The sequence below is a fragment of the Asaia sp. HumB genome (assembly GCF_030263835.1).
Classification (GTDB): domain Bacteria; phylum Pseudomonadota; class Alphaproteobacteria; order Acetobacterales; family Acetobacteraceae; genus Asaia; species Asaia bogorensis.
Map to the genome: position 1 here is coordinate 2,096,807 of NZ_JARPML010000002.1, position 20,780 is coordinate 2,117,586.

Sequence of the window (20,780 nt, forward strand, 5' to 3'; positions counted from 1 at the left end):
CGTGCATATTCTCTTTCGGGAAACGCATGATCTGGATGGGCAGGCCGTGGCCGAGGACCTCGCCCACGCGCCAGCCGATCTTGTCCTGCTGTCGTTTTCCGAAAGTGACCTGCTGGGCCTGCGCGATGTGCACAGGGCTTCAGACCCCAGTTTGCAGGTCGCCACCCTGTCGCGCCTGCGTCATCCCCTGTCGGTCGATCTTTATCTGGAGCAGACGATTACCCATGCACGTTGTGTGGTGGTGCGCTTGCTCGGGGGTACCGAATACTGGCGTTACGGCGTGGATGAACTCAGGCTTGTCTGCCGGGGAAAGGCCATTCCACTGGCCTTCATCACCGGCGAGGCCACGCCGAATACCGCACTCGAAAGCCTTTCGAGCATCGCGCCCGCCCAGTGGGCCCGGCTTGACAGCCTGTTTCGCGAGGGCGGAACACGCAATCTGCGCTGTGCGCTCACCCTCATGGGAGCCATTGCCGGATTAAATGCGGATGACGGGGCAGAGGCCGAAAAGCTGCCTGACGCCGGAATTTACCGTCGCCTGAACACGGACGTCTCCAGTCGGGCTCTGGTCGTGTTCTACCGCGCCCACCTCCTTTCTGCCGATCTCGATGGCATCGATGCGCTGGCAGAGGCGATCGCAGCCGCCGGATGCGGGGTCGATCTGGTGTATGTCTCGTCCCTTCGCGCGGCCAAAGTCGCGCCTTTTCTCGACCGGTGGCTAGTGGACGAGCCTCCCGACATCATTCTGAATGCCACGTTCTTCGCCTCTCGTGGGGATGATGGCGCGGCATCGGTCCTTGAGGCAGCGGGTGTGCCCATCGTCCAGCTGCTCCAGCCGGGCACGACGCTTGAAGGATGGCGCAAGGCCGCCCGGGGGCTGTCACCGTCCGATCTTGCCATGCAGATCGTCCTGCCCGAATTTGACGGTCGTCTTTCAGGGGCACCCATATCGTTTCGCGATGAGGCACCGCCCGGCCTGCCAGCCCGGCGCGTGGCTTATGCCCCCGGTATCGCGCAAATTGTGCGCCAGATGCAGGGCTGGTTGCGTCTGGCAGCCGAAACCCCGGGCGAGCGGCGTCTGGCGCTGGTTCTCTCCGATTATCCCGGCGCTGAAGGGCAGGCTGCCCATGCTGTGGGTCTGGACAGTTTTGCCAGTGTCGAGGCCATCGCCACCATGCTGGCCAGTGCAGGATACGACGTGCCACCTCTCGTCGCGTCAGAACTGCCAGACAGATTGTGCCGCGCCGAACCCACTCTCATCATGAGTGCCGACGCTTATCGGGCGGCTTTCGACACCCTGCCTGAGTCGTTCCGGCAAAAAGTCATTGCGACATGGGGGATGACCTCGCAGCCGGTCAGTGTGCGCTTTCTGCGCGTCGGCGCTCTTATTCTCGCCATTCAGCCCGGTCGGGGTCAGGAGTCTGACCGCAAGGCGCAGTATCACGACCCCGATATTGCACCCTGCCATGCCTATATCGGCTTCTATCTATGGCTGCGTCGCATCGGCAATATCAGTGCGATGGTGCATCTGGGCACGCATGGCACGCTGGAATGGTTACCCGGCAAGGCTGTGGCGCTCTCACCAGAATGTGCCCCCGCTGTGCTGCTGGACGGGGTGCCGGTCATCTACCCTTTCATTGTCAACAACCCCGGTGAAGCCGCTGCGGCCAAGAGGCGCCTCGGTGCGGTGATGATCGGTCACATGACCCCGCCCGTGCAGCGTGCAGGGCTCGACAGCGCCATGGAGTCCCTCGAACGCCTGATCGACGAATATGCCGAGGCAGACGGGCTGGACAAGCGACGCGGCACCATGCTGCGCCGTCAGATTCTCGATCGGGCTGCCGATCTGGGAGTGCTGGCCGAAAGCCATTCATGCGCTACCGGCCAGGAAGGGGCCGACGGGCGCAGTGCACGCGTTAGGACGCCCAGGGATGATCCGGCGGATGAGGCCGAGGCGCTGGCGCGGCTCGATGCCTATCTGTGCGACGTCAAGGACCTCCAGATACGTGATGGCCTGCATGTTTTCGGCTGTACGCCGCCCCGCCATGATGCGCTGGTCGCCATGCTGTCCGAGACAGCCCATGTCCCCCCCGAGGCGGTGAGGGCGCGTCTTGATGCCTGTCCCGAGGCCGAGCGTCTGGCTCTTCTGGCGGCGCTCGATGGTCGTTTCATCTCCCCCGGCCCCTCGGGCGCACCCACACGCGGGCGTCTGGATGTGCTGCCGACGGGTCGCAACCTGACAACGACCGACCCGCGTATGGTGCCCACGCGGGCCGCCCTGCTTCTGGCCCATCGCACGGTCGAGCTTCTGCTGGCACGGCATATCCAGGAGGAAGGCGAAAACCTGCGTCATCTCGTGCTCGATCTGTGGGGCAGCGCCACGCTGCGCACGGGGGGAGAAGATATGGCGCTGGCTTTTCTGCTCATGGGCGTTCAGCCCCGGTGGGATGCCACGAGCGGCAGGCTTTGCGGCTTCGAGATCGTGCCGCTCACCGTGCTTGACCGGCCCCGTGTGGATGTCACCTTGCGTATATCGGGGCTGTTTCGCGATGCCTTTCCGGGGCTGATCGATCTGTTCGACCAGGCCTCACGTGCCGTGGCCGCGCGTGCAGAAGACGCGGAGTGGAACCCGCTCACTCTCGACCCTGACAGTTCGCGCATATTCGGTGCGGCACCGGGGGCCTATGGCACAGGACTCGAGGCGTCACTGAGCAAGGGGGGCTGGAAGGATAGGGACGAGCTTGGCCGTCGCTATCTTGAAGGCTCACAATGGAGCTATGGCGGCGGTCGGGAAGGCGTCAGGGCCGGGTCGGAGCTTGCCAGTCGTCTGGGCCGAGCAGAGGTCGTGCTGCACATGCAGGACCATGCCGAGACGGATCTGCTCGAAAGTGTCGATATGGCAGCGCATGAAGGCGGGCTTGGTGCCGCAGCGTCCAGCCTTGGGAATTCACCGATCCTGCTTCATGGCGATACCAGCCAGCCCGATACGCCCCGGCTGCGCGATGTGGCGCAGGAAGTGGCGCGTGTGACGCGGGGCAGACTGGCCAATCCCCGCTGGATTGCGGGCATGATGCGCCATGGCTATCGGGGTGCTTCGGAAATGGCGCGTGGTGTTGCAGCGCTCCAGGGCTGGGCGGCGACCCTGCCCACACGGCTGGATCGACAGATCGATCTCGCCTTCTCGGCGCTGTTGGAAAACGAGGAATGTGCCGCGTTTCTGGAGGCCCATAACCCGGAGGCGCTGTCAGACATGAAGCATCGTTTTGCTGATCTGCTCGATCGCGATCTGTGGCGACCGCGCAGCAATGCCGTCGCGAGAGTGCTGGCGAGCGACGATGAGCCGGTTTGATCTGCGAAGAGGGCAACCCCGGTCCAGCACGCCCACGGTTCTGAGGCGCAAGACTAGGCCCGTGAATGCATCCATCATGAGAGAGAGTCCATGACCCGTATGCTGATGGTGGCAGCCCCGCGCTCCGGTTCGGGCAAGACCACGCTCACCTTGTCACTCATTGCCGCCTTCCGCCGCAGGGGGCTGAAGGTGCGGGCGCTCAAGACAGGCCCCGACTATATTGATCCCGCGTTTCATCAGGAGGCATCAGGGGCACCCTGCGCCAATCTCGATAGCTGGGCGATGACCCGTGATCAGATGGCCGCAGGGCTGGCTCAGGCGGCGGAAGAGGCGGATCTGGTCATCGTGGAGTCGTCCATGGGGCTGTTCGATGGTCTTCCCCTTGAGGACGGCGCGCGTGGGGCCGCTTCCGATATCGCCTCGCTTTTCGCCATGCCGGTTCTGCTGGTGCTCGATGCGAGCGGGCAGGGACAGACCGTGGGTGCCATTGTACAGGGTATGACGGGGTGGATGCCTGATGTGCGTATTGCTGGCACCGTTCTGAACAATATTGCTTCGGACCGTCATGAGAGGCTCTGTCGCGCCGCCTTGCGGCATCCTCCTATGGGCGTGTTCCGGCGCGACAGGGGTATCGTGCTGCCAGAGCGTCATCTGGGTCTGGTGCAGGCGCGCGAGCGTGGCGATCTGGCTGGTTTTTTCGCCGCTCTGGCAGACAAGGCCGAGGCCGAGCTCGATCTTGACGCCATATTGGCCATGGCAGCGGTGTATCGCCCGGCTGCCCCGCAGGACAGGGCTACGCTCAGGCCCCCGGGGCAGGTTATCGCTCTGGCTGATGATGCTGCCTTTTCCTTCCTTTACGCCCATCACACCCGGACATGGCGTGAGGCCGGGGCGGAAATCCTGACCTTTTCACCCCTGGCTGACGAAGCACCACCGGAGCATGCGAATTGCTGCTGGCTGCCCGGTGGTTATCCGGAATTGCATGCGGCGGCACTGGCAGCAGCCAGCCGCTTCAGGGCAGGCATGACGCGTTTTGCGGAGACACGACCGGTCCATGGCGAGTGCGGCGGGTATATGGTGCTGGGCGCGGGTCTCGAGGATGCATCGGGCGCGACCCATCCCATGCTGGGGCTGTTATCCCACCGGACCTCCTTCGCACGCCGCAGGATGGTGCTCGGCTATCGTGAAGCGCGGCTGTGCCATGACGGCTTGCTCGGCGCGGCCGGACAGGTGCTGCGTGGGCATGAATTCCATTATGCAAGCGTTACGGATCGTGGCTCGGACGAGGCTCTCGTGACGCTGCGTGATGGTGAGGGGCAGGATCTGGGTGAGGCGGGCAGCCGACGTGGTCTGGTTTCAGGCACGTTCTTTCACATGCTGTCTGGTCCCAGACCGTCGTCAGACACGTGACACCGGCTTTTTCCATGCTGCTGGCGCGCCACCCTGCGGTGCAGGTGGTGGCGGGGCTATGCTACGGGCGTCTGGACGTTGATCTGGCCGCGGGTTGGCAGGACTGTGTTGCCGGTTGGCAGCGTATCTGGTGCGAAGGAATGGTCGCGCGATCCTCAGGCACGACGGGGCCTCTCGTGTCCCCTGAAATCCGGGTGTTTCATGCGCCCGCATCACGTTGCGCTCTCTCTGCTCAGTTGCTGGTCGAGGTATCCGGACAGGGTGCTCAGGCAGGACAAAGGCCGATGGCGTGTGAGAGCGATTCCCGTCTGGCCGAGCTGGATTTTGGCACCTGGGAAAACCGTCTCTGGTCACACGTGTCGCGCGCTGCGCTGGATGAATGGGCGGCCAACCCGATGGGCTATGCGCCGGGTGGGGGCGAAACCGTGCAGGCATTGTCGCACCGTGTGACGGGTTTCTGGCAGGAGCGCATGGCAGCGGCTCAGGATTGTTGCATCGTCACACATGGTGGCCCGTTGCGCGTGATGCTGGCGCTGGCGGAGCGCCGCCCTTTCGAGGTGTCAGACCCGGCCCCTGCACAGGGTGCGGCAATTCTGTTGCATTTTTTCAACAATCCCGGTGGGTTTGTTGCGCAAAAGTCGCCGATCCGTTGACAAACTGCAACAGACGAATGAGGAGTGGGGCAATCCTGAATCAACGGTAAGGTTTGTCATGCTGTTACGCTCCCATACCCTCCTGCCATCAGTCGCGCGCAAGGGGGTGTTTTTCCTCATTGCCTCGACGTGTCTGATGTCCTGCGGGGGTGAGGCGCTGGCGCAAACAGCCTCAGCAGACCCCGCAAGCAGCATTGCGGCCCCGGCTAATCCGGCGGCCAGCCATGCCGGCAAGAAAAACGCGCTGCGCACGCGCCAGTCTGCGCCGGTTCACGCTGGCGATGCCGATGGTGGCAGTGAGGCCATCGTGGTGACGGGCACGCGCGAGATCGGCAAGAAGGCGCGTGATTCCATCGCGCCGCTCGATATCGTGTCGCACAAGCAGATTGCCGCCACCGGGCAGGGCACGCTGCGCGATGCGCTCTCGCTTCTTCTGCCGTCGCTTACCACCCCGACCGCCGGTTTCGATGCGGGTGCGATGACGGACACGATCAGCCTTCGTGGTCTGAACCCGAACGAGACGCTCGTACTTGTTGATGGCAAGCGCCGTCACAACACGGCCAATATCTATTCCAACCCTGGCCCGCAGCAGGGCTCGACGGCATCTGACATCGACATGATCCCGATGTCGGCGATCGACCATGTGGAAGTGCTGCGTGATGGTGCCTCCGCCCAGTACGGCTCGGATGCCGTGGCAGGAGTGGTGAATATCATCCTGAAGAAGCAGGCACGCGGCTTTCATGCCCAGAACATTACCGGCATTACGTCAGAGGGCGATGGCTTCCAGCAGGGTGTCTATCTCGATGGCGGGGCCGGTCTGGGCTCGCGCGGCTTTGTGCATGTCAGCGGTGACTTCGTGCATCAGGATCACACCTATCGCAGCGCTGCCGATAACCGCACCGGCACGTATCAGAACAATATCCTGAGCCAGCCGGAGCAGACGCGCGAGAGCGTTTCCGTCAATGCAGGCTATGATCTGACGGACAACATCCAGCTTTACGCGCTCGGCACTTATGCCCATCGCTATGCGCAATCCTACCAGAACTACCGTCTGGCCTCATCGCTGAATGCCTATCCCGCCTACAAGGCGATCTATCCCTGGGGCTATTCGCCGGTCGAGACGCTCAATGAAAACGACTATGAACTCAAGGCCGGCATCAAGGGTGATTTCCGTGGCTGGCACTGGGACGTGTCGAGTGTCTATGGCCGCGATTACGACGATATCGGGCTGATCAACTCGGTCAATCTCTCGACTAACAAGGCGACGGGCGCCACGCCGACCTCATTCAATGTCCAAGGTTTCAACAACCAACAATGGACGAATGATTTCGATTTCAGCCGCAAATTCACGTTCAGTGGCTGGCCGCATAGCGTGAACTTCGCCGGTGGCGCGTCCTATCGCTATGAAGGCTATTCCGTAGGAACGGGATCGCCGGGGTCGCTCTATGGTAACGGCTCCGATGCTCTGGCGGGTACCAATCCGGGCAATGCGGGCAATTACAGCCGCGATGTCGCGGCGGGCTATCTCGATATCTCGACCTATCTCGCCAAGGGGCTGCAACTCGACCTGGCCGGGCGTTACGAGCACTATACCGATGTGGGCAACACCCAGAACGGCAAGGTCTCGCTGCGTTATGACATCACGCGCCGTATCGCCCTGCGCGGCACGATCAGCAATGGCTTTCATGCGCCCACACTGGCCCAGAAATACTACTCAGCCCTCAATATCTCGCCGACTGCAGCGCGTGGCCTGATCGGTGCGGGCTCACCCGGTGCGCTGGCCAATGGCTCGTCTGGCCTGAAGCCGGAGCGTTCGACCAATGCCGAGGGTGGGTTTATCGTCGAGCCGATCCGCAATCTGCATGTCACGACCGATATCTACCAGATCAACATGCGCGACCGGATCATGCCGGGGGGCAATATCTCTGGTGCAACGGCCATCAGCGCCATGCAGATGAACGGCTTTGCGCTGCCTGCCGATATCAGCACATGGAACCAGAGTGCGATCACGGCCAACTGGTTTGCCAATGTGGCCAGCACCCGCACGCAGGGTCTGGATATCACGGTCACCTATCTGACGAAGCTCGGCGCCTATGGTCGTATCGACTGGGATGCCGCGATCAATCTCAACCGCACGCGTCTGTCGCATCAGGCGAGCAACCCCGTCACGGGCGCGCCGCTGCTCAATGCAGCGTCGATTGCCTATCTGACGACGGCCTATCCGCGCAGCAAGATCATCTTTGGTGGCAACTGGACACACGCCAAGTGGATCGTCGGTTTGCACGAGATCCGTTGGGGCCAGACAACCAACCAGCTGACCTATTATGCACCGGGACCTTATCAGTTCAGCACGACGCATTTTCTGGAGTACCAGAACAAGCCGAAATGGACGACCAATCTGGACGTGAGCTACCGGATTACCCCTCGCTGGACGGCCACGATCGGCGGCAACAACATCTTCTCGGCCTATCCCAGCCGCGTGCCTGACGGAAACCGCTATCTTGGTGCCCCGCAATATTACATGAGCACGTCGCAGCTCGGCATTAACGGCGGCTACTACTATTTCCGCGTGAATTACGATCTCTGAATCGGCGATTAACGTGACGGCTCCCCTGCTGCGACCGGCTATGCCGGTCCAGCAATGATTTGTCATGAATACTTTGCATCAGATTTAACGGTGTTTTTTCCCCGTCAGTGGTGGTCTGCTCACGAAACCGGCATAAAATGACGACTCTCAGGGTCCAAAAAACCTGTCAGTTTTCTTAAAAGACGGTCATCTGTTCACAGGGAGCTTGAGCCAGACATTGTCTTCTACCGTCCTGCGCCTCTTTTCCGCCTGCCTTGCCGTTTCCTGCCTGACCCCCGTGGCTCACGCACAGCAGTCGACAACGGCCATAGCATCCGCACAGACCGACCCCGCCGTAGCAGCGAACGCCGTTCCTGCACCCGCCGGGCTCGGTGCGGTCAATGCAGGGCAGCAGCCCTCTGCCCTGACCCAGACATCGCTGTCGGAGTTGCACAAGGACACGACGGTCGCCCCCCTGCCCAAGCCGGAGGCAATCTTCGTCAATCCTCTGGGCATCAATGCCTGGTTGCGTGAACGCGGCATTGCGATCCTGCTCGACAATACGAATGAAATGTCAGGCATGCTCAATGCCCCGACAAAAGGCCTCGGTCTGCGTCAGGGCGCCAGCAATGCCGGTCAGTATTCGATGGAAAACGATATCGACTGGGAGCGTCTGGCAGGCTGGACCGGCTTCTCCACCCATGACGTGATTGTTGGGCGTTACGGTATTCCGGCCAGCCGCATGTTCGGGGACAATCTGAACCCCAGTCAGGAAATCTATGGCGGCGGTGGTAACGTATTCGTCCACCTTGTTTACGCCTATGGCGAAGAGACCATGTTCAACGACCGCTTCGATGTCGCAGCGGGGCGCATGTCCTTCCTGTCAGATTTCTCGGCAAACCCGCTCTACTGCAATTTCATGAACAACGCGTTCTGCGGCAATCCGAAAGCGTCGAGCGATAACACCGCCCATGCCTCTTATCCCGACGCCAACTGGGCAGCCCGCTTCCGCCTGAGACCGACCGACAACACGATCTTCCAGTTCGGTGTCTATTTCACCCAGACACAGGCCATTTACGGCAATGCCCAGATGCGCACGGGTTTCAAGTTCAACGGGGCCACCATCGATGGTGAGGCCATGCCGGTCGAGTTCATCTGGGAGCCGCGTTTCGGCCATGACCATTCCCTGCCGGGCCATTACAAGGCGGGCTTCGCCTATGACACGGCAGACCACAAGGACAATTACTACGACGGCAACGGCAATCCCTTCGCCCTGAGCGGGCTCAAGCCACGCGATGTGCATGGTGCCTGGGCCGCATGGGGGCTGGTTGACCAGATGGTCTATCATCATCCCGGTCAGGCCCCTGATGCCGGTGTGACCCTGATCGGGGCCGCCTATTTCAACAAGGCCCAGACACAGACCCGCGCCGATCAGCTTTCGTTTGGTGTGCTGGATCGCGGTTTCTGGAAGTCGCGCCCGCTCGATGCGGTCGGCGTGAATTTTTCATGGACCCATGTGTCGGACGATCTGACGCGCTCCCAGCGTCTGTACGCAGCGCAGGGCCTGCCTTTGCCCAATGGTTCGCTGTTCCCGCAGACCAGTGCGTATGTGGTGGAAGCGATGTATCAGATCCACGTGCTGCGCGGTGTCACCTTTGCGCCTGACTTCCAGTATTATTTCAATCCGGGTGCCCAGAAACAGCTGCGCGATCAGGCCATGCTGGGCTTCAAGAGCCACATAGAAATCTTCTGAAAAATACCGGGGGGCAACCTTGCCCCTCTCTCGATTGTTGCAATGGCCCGACGAGACTGCATGGCCGTCGCCACGGCCTGTGAGCTCAGCATGATCGAGAGAGAAGCGCCCATGACGCACGACCTTCCCGCACTGGCCAGGGAGCTCTCTCCCGCAGGGCCCCTCGACGGGTTCTGGCCAATCGAGGATTATGCAGCCCTTGGCGACGGCCGTTGTGTGGCGCTGCTGGCGCCGGATGGCAGTGTGGACTGGCTCTGTGTTCCCAATATCGACTCACCGCCGATGTTCGATCGTCTCCTGCATCGTGCGGGCGGCTTCTTCCAGATACGCCCTGTCGGCGCCTACAAGGCCACGCGGCGCTATCGTGAGGACAGCAACGTTCTCGAAACCCTGATCGAAACCGAGACGGGCTCGGCCAGGCTTACAGAATCGCTCAACAGTACCTTCGCCGGGCGTCTGCCCTGGACCGAATTTGCACGGCGTATCGAGGGTTTGACGGGGCGCATGACATTCATCGTGCGTTTCCGGCTCGGCACGCGCTGTGGCACTGTCGCGCCCTGGATCCAGACCACACAGAACGGCAATATCTTCCATGTGGGGTCCGTGCTCGCCCATATGGTGCACACGCCCAACATGCGCATCCTCCGCGAAGAGGATGAGGCCATCGAGGCCGAGATCGTGGTGGGTGAGAAAACCCATGCCCTCGTGGCGCTGGTCGCCACCGAAAACGAGCCTCTTGCCGTGCCGAGTGTTGAGGAGATCGACGGGCGTATCGAGACCAGCGATGAGGCTTGGCGCAGCTGGGCCAATACCCTCCATTATGACGGCCCCTATCGTGAGCAGGTTCGGCGCAGCGCGCTGGCACTTAAGCTGCTGCTTTATTCATCGAGCGGGGCTATTGCGGCGGCAGCCACAACCTCGCTGCCCGAACGGCTGAAGGACGGCAAGAACTGGGATTACCGTTACGCCTGGATACGCGATGCCGCCTATGTGGCGAATGCGTTCCTGCGGCTTGGCGCGGTGGCCGAGGTCAAGGCCGCACTGGCCTGGCTGGTGCATCACCTCGGCGAGTCAGGCCCGATGGTGATGTATGGCCTCTCGGGGCAGAGTGTCGATGACGAGATTGTCTACGACGAGGTCGAGGGCTATCGCGGTATCAAGCCTGTCGTGAGCGGCAACCGCGCGGCGGGTCAGCATCAGCATGGTATTTATGGCGATATTTTCGAGACGGCAGCCTTGTTCGTCTCGCGAGGCAATCTGCTCGACCAGAAGACCGCCGTGCTTCTGGCCGATCTCGCCGATCGCTGCGCCGATCACTGGCGCCAGAAAGACGCCGGGATCTGGGAACTGACTGAAGATCAGCACTATACCATGTCCAAGATCAGCTGCTGGCAGGCATTGGATCGCGCATGCCAGATGGCTGAGCGTGGGCATCTGGCCAAGGACCGCGCGCCGCGCTGGGCGCGTGAGAAAGACCGTATCCTGGAATGGATCGATCGTGAGTGCTGGTGCGACCGGCGCAAGGCTTATCTGTTCTACCCCGGATCGGACGGTCTCGACGCATCGATCGCGCTTGCCGTCCCCTTTGGTCTGGACAGGCGCGATCGTATGCTCTCGACCCTGCGTGCGATACGAGAGGAGCTGGGCCACGGGCCGTTTTTGTTCCGCTATACCGGCATGCGTGAGGAGGAGGGCGCCTTTCTGGCCTGTAGCTGCTGGATGGTCGAGGCGCTGTATCTTCTGGGGGAGAAAGATGAGGCCGAAAGGCTCTACGGCAGTTTCCTCGAACGCCTGCCAAGTAATACCGGCATCATGGCCGAGATGATCAACCCTGAGACGGGAATGTATCTGGGCAACACGCCGCAGGGGCTGAGCCATCTCGGCGTCATCCACGCAGCCTGTGCGCTTGCAGGCAACAGGATGAAGGCATTCGATTTGTCCTGAGGCGGGCACTTCACCGATTGGATGGGCTGTTCACGTCTCGATCAAGGCAGGACGGCTCACGCTCACGGCCTCACATCCTGTCGGTCCGTTACCAGGCATAGTGCAGGCAAATCAGGACTGACCGCGTGCAGGGGAGAATCAGCCGCGCCCCGTAAGCCTCCACGCCTCGCGAGCGAGTGTCAGTGCGTGCAGACGGGCTGCGGGGGCATAGATTGGCGCGCTGATCATCAGTTCATCGGGCGCATGGCGGGCCATGAATCGCTCCATGCCCTCAGCCACCTGCTCGCATGTGCCAATCAGGCTGGTGCCCTGCATCGTATCGAGTTGTGCACTGACCTCTCGCGGCCAGGGGAGATCTTCTGGCAGGACCGGCGGCAGGATGCGTCCGGGTTTCCCCTGACGCAGGGCTGCCACGAACAGGCGCCGTGACGTGGCAAGGTAATCGGATTCTTCTGCTGTGTCGGCGGCAATCACGTTGACCGCAAGCATTACATAGGGTGCGGCCAGGTGGGCCGAAGGCTGGAAGTCGCGACGATAAAGCGCGATCGCCTGCTCCTTCATCTGCGGTGCAAAATGCGATGCAAAGGCGAAAGGCAGCCCCAGCGCCGCCGCAAGCTGCGCCGAGAACAGCGATGACCCCAGCAGCCAGACCGGCACATTTGCTCCGGCGCCCGGCGTGGCCACCACACCATTGGCACTGCCTGCAGGTGCGAGATAGGCCATGAGCTCGAGCACATCATCAGGGAAGCGTTCGGCATGGTCGGTATGACGCCTCAGCGCACGCATGGTGCGCTGATCGGAACCCGGTGCCCGGCCAAGCCCCAGATCGATGCGTCCGGGAAAGAGCGCCTCAAGCGTGCCGAACTGCTCGGCGATGACGAGCGGCGCATGGTTGGGCAGCATGATGCCCCCCGCCCCGATGCGCATTGTCTGCGTGGCTGCGGCCAGATGGCCGATCACAACGCTTGTGGCCGCCGAGGCAATGCCGGGCATGGCGTGATGCTCGGCCACCCAGTAGCGATGAAAGCCAAGGGCCTCCGCATGAACTGCCTGATTGCGGGACTCAAGAAGAGCATCCCGAACCGTGCCGTCTTCGCGAATGAAGGAGAGATCGAGTACTGAGAGCGATGTCATGATCCCGATATGGGATGCTGCCTGGCGCTCTGAAAGCCCCCGGAGCGATCCGGGGGCGTAGCCTCGCGGCGTATCAGATCAATCGCGGGGCACGTAACCGCCGGGCTTTGGCCTCGGATCAGGCCTCGTGGGGCTTGTCGCCCGGTTTCTGGTCGCTTTCCTCGACCAGAGTCTCGATGGCAGGGCTGGGGTTGGGGCTGCTGCGCGTATAGATCGGGGCAGGGGCGGCGCTATGCGCTGCCTCCATGAAGCGGTCGGCCAGCGCGCCATAAAGCGCGTGCTTGCAGATCATGCGCGAGACACCGAAAGCGAGAAAGGACGTGGCCATCAGGGCAAGCGTCACCTGCTGGTTGTCGCACATTTCCATGACAATGACCGTCGCTGTCAGCGGGGCCTGCACCACGGCAGAGAAATAGGCCACCGTACCCAGCAGCACCACGGCGCCGGCTGTTGTATGGGGCAGATATTGCGCGATCCAGCCGCCGATTCCGGCACCAACGGAAAGGGAAGGGGCAAAGAGGCCGCCCGGAATACCCGAGCAATAGGACACGACGGTCGCGATGAATTTCAGCACGAAGAACGACGCCGGATAATGCTCCGAGCCGTCAATGATCGCGCGGGCCTGGGTATAGCCTGTGCCGTAGGTCGCGCCGTGCGATACCAGCCCAAGCAGTGCCAGAACCAGACCGCACAACGCCGCGAAGGCAACTGGTCGTGCCTTGATCAGCGCCCCGATGCGCCCTGGCAGGCCTTTGGAGAAGCGGATGAGCAGGGCCGAGAATGTTCCGCCCGCAATCCCCCCTACGATGCCGCAGGTCAGCACCGCAATCCAGGCTGTGCCAATGGGGACATCGACATCCGTATGCCCGAAATACGAGTAATTGCCGACGAGAGCGATGGCCGTCACACCGGAGAGCACGACACCGGTCAGCATGGTGCCCGATGTTTTCTGCTCGAAGGAGTGCGAGAGTTCCTCAATGGCAAAAACGATTCCGGCCAGAGGCGTATTGAAGGCAGCCGAGACGCCTGCGGCACCGCCAGCAAGAATGGCGCCGCGACGGGCTGCCACGTTCGAGATGCCAAGCAACCGCGAAAAGCCGTGCATGATCGCGGCGCCAACCTGCACCGTAGGGCCCTCGCGGCCGATGGACGCGCCAACGAGCAGGCCAAAACAGGTAAGGATGATCTTGGCGAAGGCGATGCGCAGCGAGAGAACACGATTAACGATCGAGAAATTCTCGATATGCAGTGTGGCGATGGTCTGGGGGATACCACTGCCTTGCGCACCTGCAAAAAAGCGACGGGTGAGCCAGGTTGAAAGGGCCAGACCCGCGGGTACGACCACCAGCATAACATAGGGATCCCAGTGCAGCAGGCGGCCTCGGGCGCGGGCGGCCCAGTCCGCCGTACCTGCGAAAGCGACAGCCACGACGCCGACCAGAACGGCGCCCAGCCAGTAGGTGAGGGTGCGTCGCCATTGCGTGGTGGTTCGGCGCGCAGAGCGGCGCAGATGCAGAATCCGGTTCTTTTGCCGCAAAGCGGTGCTGGGGCGCATAGGTTCTCGCCTGGCTGAGGGTCAGGAAGCCCCGACCGATGAGGAACGCTCCTGCCAGCACCCCGGGCAACTGGTCAAGAAACTCTTGTCACGAAAAAACGTAACGGGCGTCGCCTTTTCCGGTTCGCCCGTTCATCGTTTCAGGCCAGCACCGGGATGCCGGTCTGCTTGGCCTTTTCTTCAGGCTCGACATGGATATGGATAAGGGCGCGTCCGATATGACGGCGCAAGGCGTGTTCGACCCGGTCGCAGATATCATGCGAGTCCGATACCGTCATGGTGCCAGGCACCACCAGATGAAATTCGATGAAGCTGACACTGCCTGCGGTACGTACCCGGATGTCATGGGCCTCGATCGCACCGCTGGCATGTTCAGAGATGACTGCGCGGATCATCTGGAGCGTGTCCGTGTCCGGCGCTTCGTCCATCAGCCCGGCGATGGATTGTTTCATCATGTCGAATCCGACGCGCAGTACGTTCACGGCCACAAGAGCTGAGAGAATGGCATCGAGACGCGTGTAGCCGGTGAGCGGGATGAGCGCGATGCCAATCACCAGAACGACTGTGGTCCAGACATCGGAAATGACATGGCGGCCATTGGCGGTAAGGGCGGGCGAGCGGCGCATGCGGCCCTGACGCACCAGAATGAGCCCCCAGACCAGATTGACCACACCGCCAAGCGCGTTGAACACGATGCCACGCCACGGGGCGAGATCATGATTGGGCGCCCACCAGCTCTGCCACGCGACCCAGGCGATGCCTATGGCAGTGAGCACCACCAGAACAGCCTCGCTCACGGCAGAAAGATATTCGGCCTTGTCATGCCCGTAGGTATGGTTCTCATCCGCTGGACGCTGCGCCACTTTCAGTGCCCACAGAGCCCCTAGAGCGGCAGCGACATTGATGATCGTTTCAAGCGCGTCCGATAGCAGGGCAGAACTGCCACTGACGCGCCAGGCCACGTATTTCAGCCCAAGGGCAACGAGGCTGACGAGCAGCGAAAACCAGCCGAAAACGATCTTTTCCGGCTGCTTCAGCATGAAACGGCACCCTGACAGGCAGGATTGTCGCGGCATGTCGTCCCGTGATTATGAGGGCTACAGGGAAAAGGCGACCCGGCGGCCTCGATCTGGAAGGTTGCATGGCCGATCCTGAAGCGCCTGGCGAGCATGGTGGTCGCCTCCCGCAGGATACCGGCCTGCCTCGTGGCGTCGGCATTGCTGACAAGATGAACGGTCAACGCGGTTTCAGTCGTGCTGAGCGACCAGACATGCAGGTGATGGAGGCCCTCAACATCAGGCAGCTCCAGCAGGCCGGCTTCGACCTGATCCAGACGGATCTGCTCGGGCACGCCATCGAGTGCCATATCGAGTGAGGCGCGCAGAAGGGACCACGTACCGATGATGATGGACACACAGACCAGCAGGCTCACGATGGGGTCGAGAATGGTCCAGCCCGTCATCATGATGACGAAACCCGTAATGACCACAGCAAAGGACATGAGCGCATCGGCGGCCATATGCAGGAAGGCACCGCGCAGATTGAGGTCATCCTTGCCGCCCCGCATGAAAAGCAGGGCTGTCGCGCCATTGACCAGAATCCCCCCGAACGCCACCAGCATGACCACGCGCCCGGCAACCTCCCCCGGCGCGACAAGCCGCGTGATAGCCTCCCAGATAATACCGCCGGTCACCAACAGCAGCAGTACCGCATTGCCAAGGGCCGAGAGAATGGTGGAGCGCTTGAGCCCATAGGTAAAGCGCGTGGTCGGCGCACGCCGGGCCAGACTATGGGCAAGCCATGCCGCCCCGAGCCCGAGCACATCGGATAGATTGTGCCCGGCATCCGAAAGGAGCGAGAGGGAATGAGCCAATAATCCCCAGATGGTCTCGGCAACGATATAGGCAATGTTCAGCGCCATCCCCAGAAGGAATGCTCTGCCGTAACTTGCGGGCTCATGAACATGGTGGTGTCCCCCATGCCCATGCCCATGCCCATGCCCATGCCCATGCCCATGCCCATGCCCATGTGTTTCGTGATCGTCATGACCGTGTTCATGCGTATCTGCGTCATGTCCATGCGGGTCATGATCATGGTGGTGGGCATGGTCGCAGGCGTGTTCGGCCATGAAATTGCTCTCGAAAGAAATTGCCACAGGGATTGTGCTGGTCAGGGATCATATAGGGCATCGACACGATACCCGCCAAGGCGAAGCCGGACTGTGAGCGAGAAATGACGGGCGGCGCACAATATGGGCGATTCTGTCTCAAAAGTTAACGTAATTCTAAAATCGTTACTATGAAACACTTAGTCAAATTGTAATGCATCGATTGTTTAACGACATGTATGTGCCCGGTTTCTGATAAAAGAATAGAATGGAAAGTGAATGATTCGGGTGGTTATTCCGTCCAGAAAGGGTTTGTCATCGAATCATTCAATTTCGTTATTGAATTATCGGCTTTATTGGGGTGGTATGCGTGGCACGGAGTTGGGCTACTGGCCGTTAATGAGCTTTTAACGTTATTGGGTATTTTGGTGAAGGTCTCTCAGCTTTTCCGAGTTTGCGCCTCGGGTCTTCCAGCTTCCGAAAGGACAGTCCCGGCCGTGCGCGGCAAGTTCCGGTCGTCCGTCGGGCAGATGCGCCAAGGGGCTGCGGCGTCACAGTTTCCATGTCCGGCTTCAGCCGGATCTCTTCACTCCCGGAAGGGCGATGCGTCCTCTCTGGCGGAAATAAAACACAGGATCCGGAGCGGAACTGCCGCTCATCCCCCTACCACTACTGTACCGCTTTCAGCGGAACAGCGTGACCGAGACGTTATCGCGTCCCATAAAAGCAAGGAAAACATGATGCGATCGCTACGCCCTTCCGTTGCAGCCCTCATCGTCGGAACGGTTCTGGCCGGAATGCCAGCCCGTGCGGCTGAACCGCTGGTCTATGCGCCGATGGAGCCCGGCCGCATGTCGGATGTGATTCGTACGCTTGCCTCAGATCCATTCGAGGGACGGGCACCCGGCACGATGGGGGCGATCCGGACGGTCAATTACATCGTCTCCCAGTTCCAGGCGATTGGTCTGGAGCCAGCGGGGGATAACGGGAGCTGGACCCAGGAAGTCCCGATGATCCACACGCGGATCGCGCCCGACTCCCTGGTTCATTTTAAGACTGGTGGGGCGGAAGGGCTCGATTTCCATCAATCGGAACAGATTTATCTCACCACCGGGACACCGTCGTCCCAGATACGCATTACGGACGCACCGCTCGTGTTTGTCGGGTATGGCGTCACTACACCGGCCCGCGACTGGGATGATTTCAAGAATGTCGATCTCAAGGGCAAGATTGCGGTCATCCTGATCAACGATCCTGACTTCAAGGCTATGGCGGATGAGCCCGTGCATGGTCGTTTCGGCGGTCGGACCATGACCTATTACGGTCGCTGGACCTACAAATACGAGGAAGCGGCCCGCAGAGGCGCCGTTGGCGCGCTGATCATCCATGATACAGAGGCCGCTTCCTATCCCTGGAGCACAGTCATTGCGGCGGGGGGAGAGGCCTTCGATCTCGAGCGCAAGGGCAAGGCGGAATCGCTGGTCGTCAAAGGCTGGCTGGAGGGGCAGGCGGCCCATGACCTGTTTGCTCGAGCGGGTCTCGATCTGGACAAGCTGAGCGTGCAGGCACGTCGCGCCGATTTCACGCCTGTCACCCTGCCGGGTGTCACCATGACCACGACGCTGGATGTCACCACGTCGCATCTGCAAAGCCGGAATGTTCTGGCCAAGCTTCCGGGTAGCACTCATCCTGACGAGACGATCGTCTACGGGGCCCATTGGGATGCGTTCGGCAAAAGCCGTGGCCCCAATGGCGAGGCCTTGATACGGCGCGGCGCCATTGACGACGCTTCGGGCATTGCGGCGGTCTTGGAAATTGCCCGTGCCTTCAAATCCGGCCCTCAGCCGGAGCGGACGATTCTCTTCAGCGCCTGGACGGCTGAGGAGCGTGGGCTTCTGGGGTCGACCTGGTATGTCGAGCATCCCCTCATCTCTCTGCCCAAGACGGTTGCGAATTTCACGATCGACGTGCTGCAGATGGGAGGTCTCTCGCGCAATGCCTTCCTCGTAGGGGCCGGGCAGGACAGTCTGCAGGATGACTTCGCGACGATCGCTTCCGCGCAGGGGCGTGTGACCGTCAACGAAGCCCTGCCTGAACGCGGGGCTTTCTACCGCGCCGATCATCTGCCTTTTGCCCGTGCCGGTGTGCCGGTGCTGCCGATCATGGATCTGGCCGGATATCCGGACCTCGTAAACGGTGGTGTTCCAGCGGGTCGCAAATGGCTTGAGGGCTATATGGCCTGCTATCATCAGCCCTGCGATGCCTGGAGCGCCAGCTGGGATCTGCGCGGGGCGGCTGAGGACGCCGCGGCACTTTACGAAGTGGGCAGAAGTCTGGCCTTTTCGCGCATGTGGCCAAGCTGGAAGCAGGGTTCGGAATTCAAGGCGATCCGTGAACACACGGAGTCGCAGCGCCCCGCACTCTGACGGGTGTGGGGTGGAGGCCGGGAATGGCCTCAGCCCTGCCTGTCATAGGGCTATCAGCAATGCAGTGGGCACGTATCCCGATGGCGACAGCACAAGGTGACATTGTGCAGAGGAGGCCTCGTCCTGCCGGTGTAGCCTGTCAGATCGAGGCAGATCGCGCTATTCTTCTTGACAAGACACGCCTAGTTCGTGACTTGCAGCCCACATGATCCGGCTAACAGAACTCAGGCTCCCTCTCGACCATTCAGACGATGCCCTGCGCGAGGCCATTCTTCAGCGTCTCGGTGTGCCATCCGAGGCGTTGACAGCGTTCACCATCGCCCGGCGTGGCTATGATGCCCGCAAGCGCGGGCGCATCATGCTGATCTACAGCGTCGATTGCGCGGTCGAGAATGAAGCTGCCGTTCTCGCCGCCCATGAAAACACGGTCTCGGTGATGCCGACACCAGAGATCCGCTACAAGGCACCCTCGGCTGAACCGGGTCCTCTTCGTCCTGTGGTAATCGGCGCCGGGCCCTGCGGTGTGATGGCGGCGCTGGTTCTGGCGCAGGCCGGTCTCAAGCCCATCGTCATCGAGCGCGGAAAGATTGTGCGTGAGCGCACGGTGGATACGTTTGCCCTGTGGCGTCGCTCTGAACTGACACCTGAAAGCAATGTGCAGTTCGGCGAAGGTGGGGCAGGGACCTTCTCGGACGGCAAGCTCTATAGCGGCGTGAGCGATCCTCGCCATCTGGGCCGCAAGGTGATGGAAGAGTTCGTTAAGGCAGGCGCACCGGAGGAAATTCTTTACGTTTCCAAACCTCATATCGGGACATTCAGGCTGGTCTCGATGGTGGAGCATATCCGTGCCGAGATCGAGCGTCTGGGGGGTGAATATCGTTTTGGCGTGCGCGTGGATGGTCTGCGTACCGAGGGCGAGCCAAGGCGTCTGACTGGGCTCGTTCTTTCCGATGGCAGCACGCTCGATACCGACCGCGCCATCCTGGCGGTGGGTCACAGCGCGCGCGATACGTTCGAGATGCTGCGTGATGCGGGCGTGCCCATGGTGCCCAAGCCGTTCTCCATCGGGGTGCGTATCGAGCATCCGCAATCGCTGATCGATTGCGCACGCTTTGGCGACCAGGGTGGCCACCCGCTTCTGGGGGCGGCCGACTACAAGCTTGTGCATCATGCGAAAAACGGGCGGGCGGTTTATTCCTTTTGCATGTGCCCCGGTGGTACGGTTGTCGCCGCTACTTCCGAACCAGGGCAGGTCGTGACAAATGGCATGAGCCAGTATTCACGCGCCGAGCGTAACGCCAATGCCGGTATTGTGGTGGATGTCTCGCCCGAGCGTGACTATCCGGGGGATGTACTGGGCGGCGTTGCGTTCCAGCGCCACTGGGAACGGGCTGCTTTTGTCGCAGGTGGCGGGGATTATCGCGCACCCGCCCAGCGTGTTGAGGATTTTCTGGCCAATCGCCCCTCGACCCATCTGGGTGAGGTCGTACCCTCCTATAAGCCTGGCGTGACACCAACTGATCTGTCGCTCTGCCTGCCGGATTTTGCGGTCGAGGCCATTCGCGAGGCGCTGCCGGCTTTCGAGCGCAAGCTCAAGGGGTTCTCGATGGGCGATGCCGTGCTGACCGGGGTGGAAACACGTACCTCGTCGCCCATCCGGATGCCGCGTGATGAGACGGGGCAGAGCCCCGGGCTGGTCGGCCTTTTCCCGGCTGGTGAGGGCGCAGGCTATGCCGGGGGTATTCTTTCGGCGGGTATAGATGGCATTCGCGCCGCCGAATGGGTGATCGGGGATCATCGGGGCGCTAAGGCCAGTGCCGAGGGCTGAGTCTCGGCGGCGGCATATTCGCTCATACGAAGGGGTAGCATCTGTTCTGCATGGA

The 20,780-nt window shown here is 61.4% G+C and carries 13 protein-coding genes; 8 read left to right on the top strand and 5 right to left on the bottom strand.

From position 1 onward, the window contains the following. Position 1: 1 nt before the first annotated feature. The 6 genes from cobN to P5689_RS10605 all read left to right on the top strand — a co-directional run bounded on the left by cobN (position 2) and on the right by P5689_RS10605 (position 11,675). On the top strand, positions 2-3,349 hold the full coding sequence (cobN, locus tag P5689_RS10580; RefSeq protein ID WP_285533109.1) for a cobaltochelatase subunit CobN: 3,348 nt from the start codon (positions 2-4) through the stop codon (positions 3,347-3,349). A gap of 90 nt (positions 3,350-3,439) precedes the next feature. Then, positions 3,440-4,759 (top strand): cobyrinate a,c-diamide synthase, encoded by a 1,320-nt coding sequence (locus tag P5689_RS10585; RefSeq protein ID WP_285533111.1) that lies wholly within the window; start codon positions 3,440-3,442, stop codon positions 4,757-4,759. Between the two features lie 14 nt (positions 4,760-4,773). Further along, complete coding sequence (locus P5689_RS10590) at positions 4,774-5,412, top strand: histidine phosphatase family protein (protein WP_285533113.1); 639 nt, start codon at positions 4,774-4,776, stop codon at positions 5,410-5,412. 136 nt (positions 5,413-5,548) lie between these two features. Then, entirely contained in the window at positions 5,549-7,999 is a 2,451-nt protein-coding gene (locus P5689_RS10595) for a TonB-dependent receptor plug domain-containing protein (protein ID WP_408868574.1), read from the top strand. Between the two features lie 217 nt (positions 8,000-8,216). Next, positions 8,217-9,731: a carbohydrate porin gene (locus P5689_RS10600; protein WP_285533117.1), complete on the top strand. Its 1,515-nt coding sequence runs from the start codon at positions 8,217-8,219 to the stop codon at positions 9,729-9,731. A 60-nt stretch (positions 9,732-9,791) separates the two neighbouring features. Further along, entirely contained in the window at positions 9,792-11,675 is a 1,884-nt protein-coding gene (locus P5689_RS10605; RefSeq protein ID WP_285533118.1) for a glycoside hydrolase family 15 protein, read from the top strand. 138 nt (positions 11,676-11,813) lie between these two features. Here P5689_RS10605 and P5689_RS10610 read toward each other — a convergent pair whose 3' ends face one another. The 5 genes from P5689_RS10610 to P5689_RS15620 all read right to left on the bottom strand — a co-directional run bounded on the left by P5689_RS10610 (position 11,814) and on the right by P5689_RS15620 (position 16,470). Beyond that, the gene (locus tag P5689_RS10610; RefSeq protein WP_285533119.1) at positions 11,814-12,809 is read right to left on the bottom strand and encodes an LLM class flavin-dependent oxidoreductase; all 996 of its coding nucleotides are present in this window, start codon (positions 12,807-12,809) and stop codon (positions 11,814-11,816) included. A gap of 118 nt (positions 12,810-12,927) precedes the next feature. After that, positions 12,928-14,364 carry a chloride channel protein gene (locus P5689_RS10615; RefSeq protein ID WP_285533120.1) on the bottom strand — a complete coding sequence of 479 codons (1,437 nt, stop codon included), beginning with the start codon at positions 14,362-14,364 and terminating at the stop codon, positions 12,928-12,930. A gap of 140 nt (positions 14,365-14,504) precedes the next feature. Next, positions 14,505-15,404 (bottom strand): cation diffusion facilitator family transporter, encoded by a 900-nt coding sequence (locus P5689_RS10620; RefSeq protein ID WP_285533121.1) that lies wholly within the window; start codon positions 15,402-15,404, stop codon positions 14,505-14,507. Beyond that, positions 15,398-16,285: a cation diffusion facilitator family transporter gene (locus P5689_RS10625; RefSeq protein ID WP_408868541.1), complete on the bottom strand. Its 888-nt coding sequence runs from the start codon at positions 16,283-16,285 to the stop codon at positions 15,398-15,400. The genes P5689_RS10620 and P5689_RS10625 overlap by 7 nt, the downstream gene beginning before the upstream one ends. Beyond that, the gene (locus P5689_RS15620) at positions 16,276-16,470 is read right to left on the bottom strand and encodes a hypothetical protein (RefSeq protein ID WP_408868542.1); all 195 of its coding nucleotides are present in this window, start codon (positions 16,468-16,470) and stop codon (positions 16,276-16,278) included. The genes P5689_RS10625 and P5689_RS15620 overlap by 10 nt, the downstream gene beginning before the upstream one ends. Before the next feature lie 738 nt (positions 16,471-17,208). Between P5689_RS15620 and P5689_RS10630 the strand changes: the two genes are divergently transcribed. After that, positions 17,209-18,897, top strand: coding sequence for a M28 family metallopeptidase (locus P5689_RS10630; protein WP_408868543.1), 1,689 nt, complete (start codon positions 17,209-17,211; stop codon positions 18,895-18,897). A 205-nt stretch (positions 18,898-19,102) separates the two neighbouring features. Next, on the top strand, positions 19,103-20,725 hold the full coding sequence (locus tag P5689_RS10635) for an NAD(P)/FAD-dependent oxidoreductase (RefSeq protein WP_285533124.1): 1,623 nt from the start codon (positions 19,103-19,105) through the stop codon (positions 20,723-20,725). Positions 20,726-20,780 lie beyond the last annotated feature (55 nt).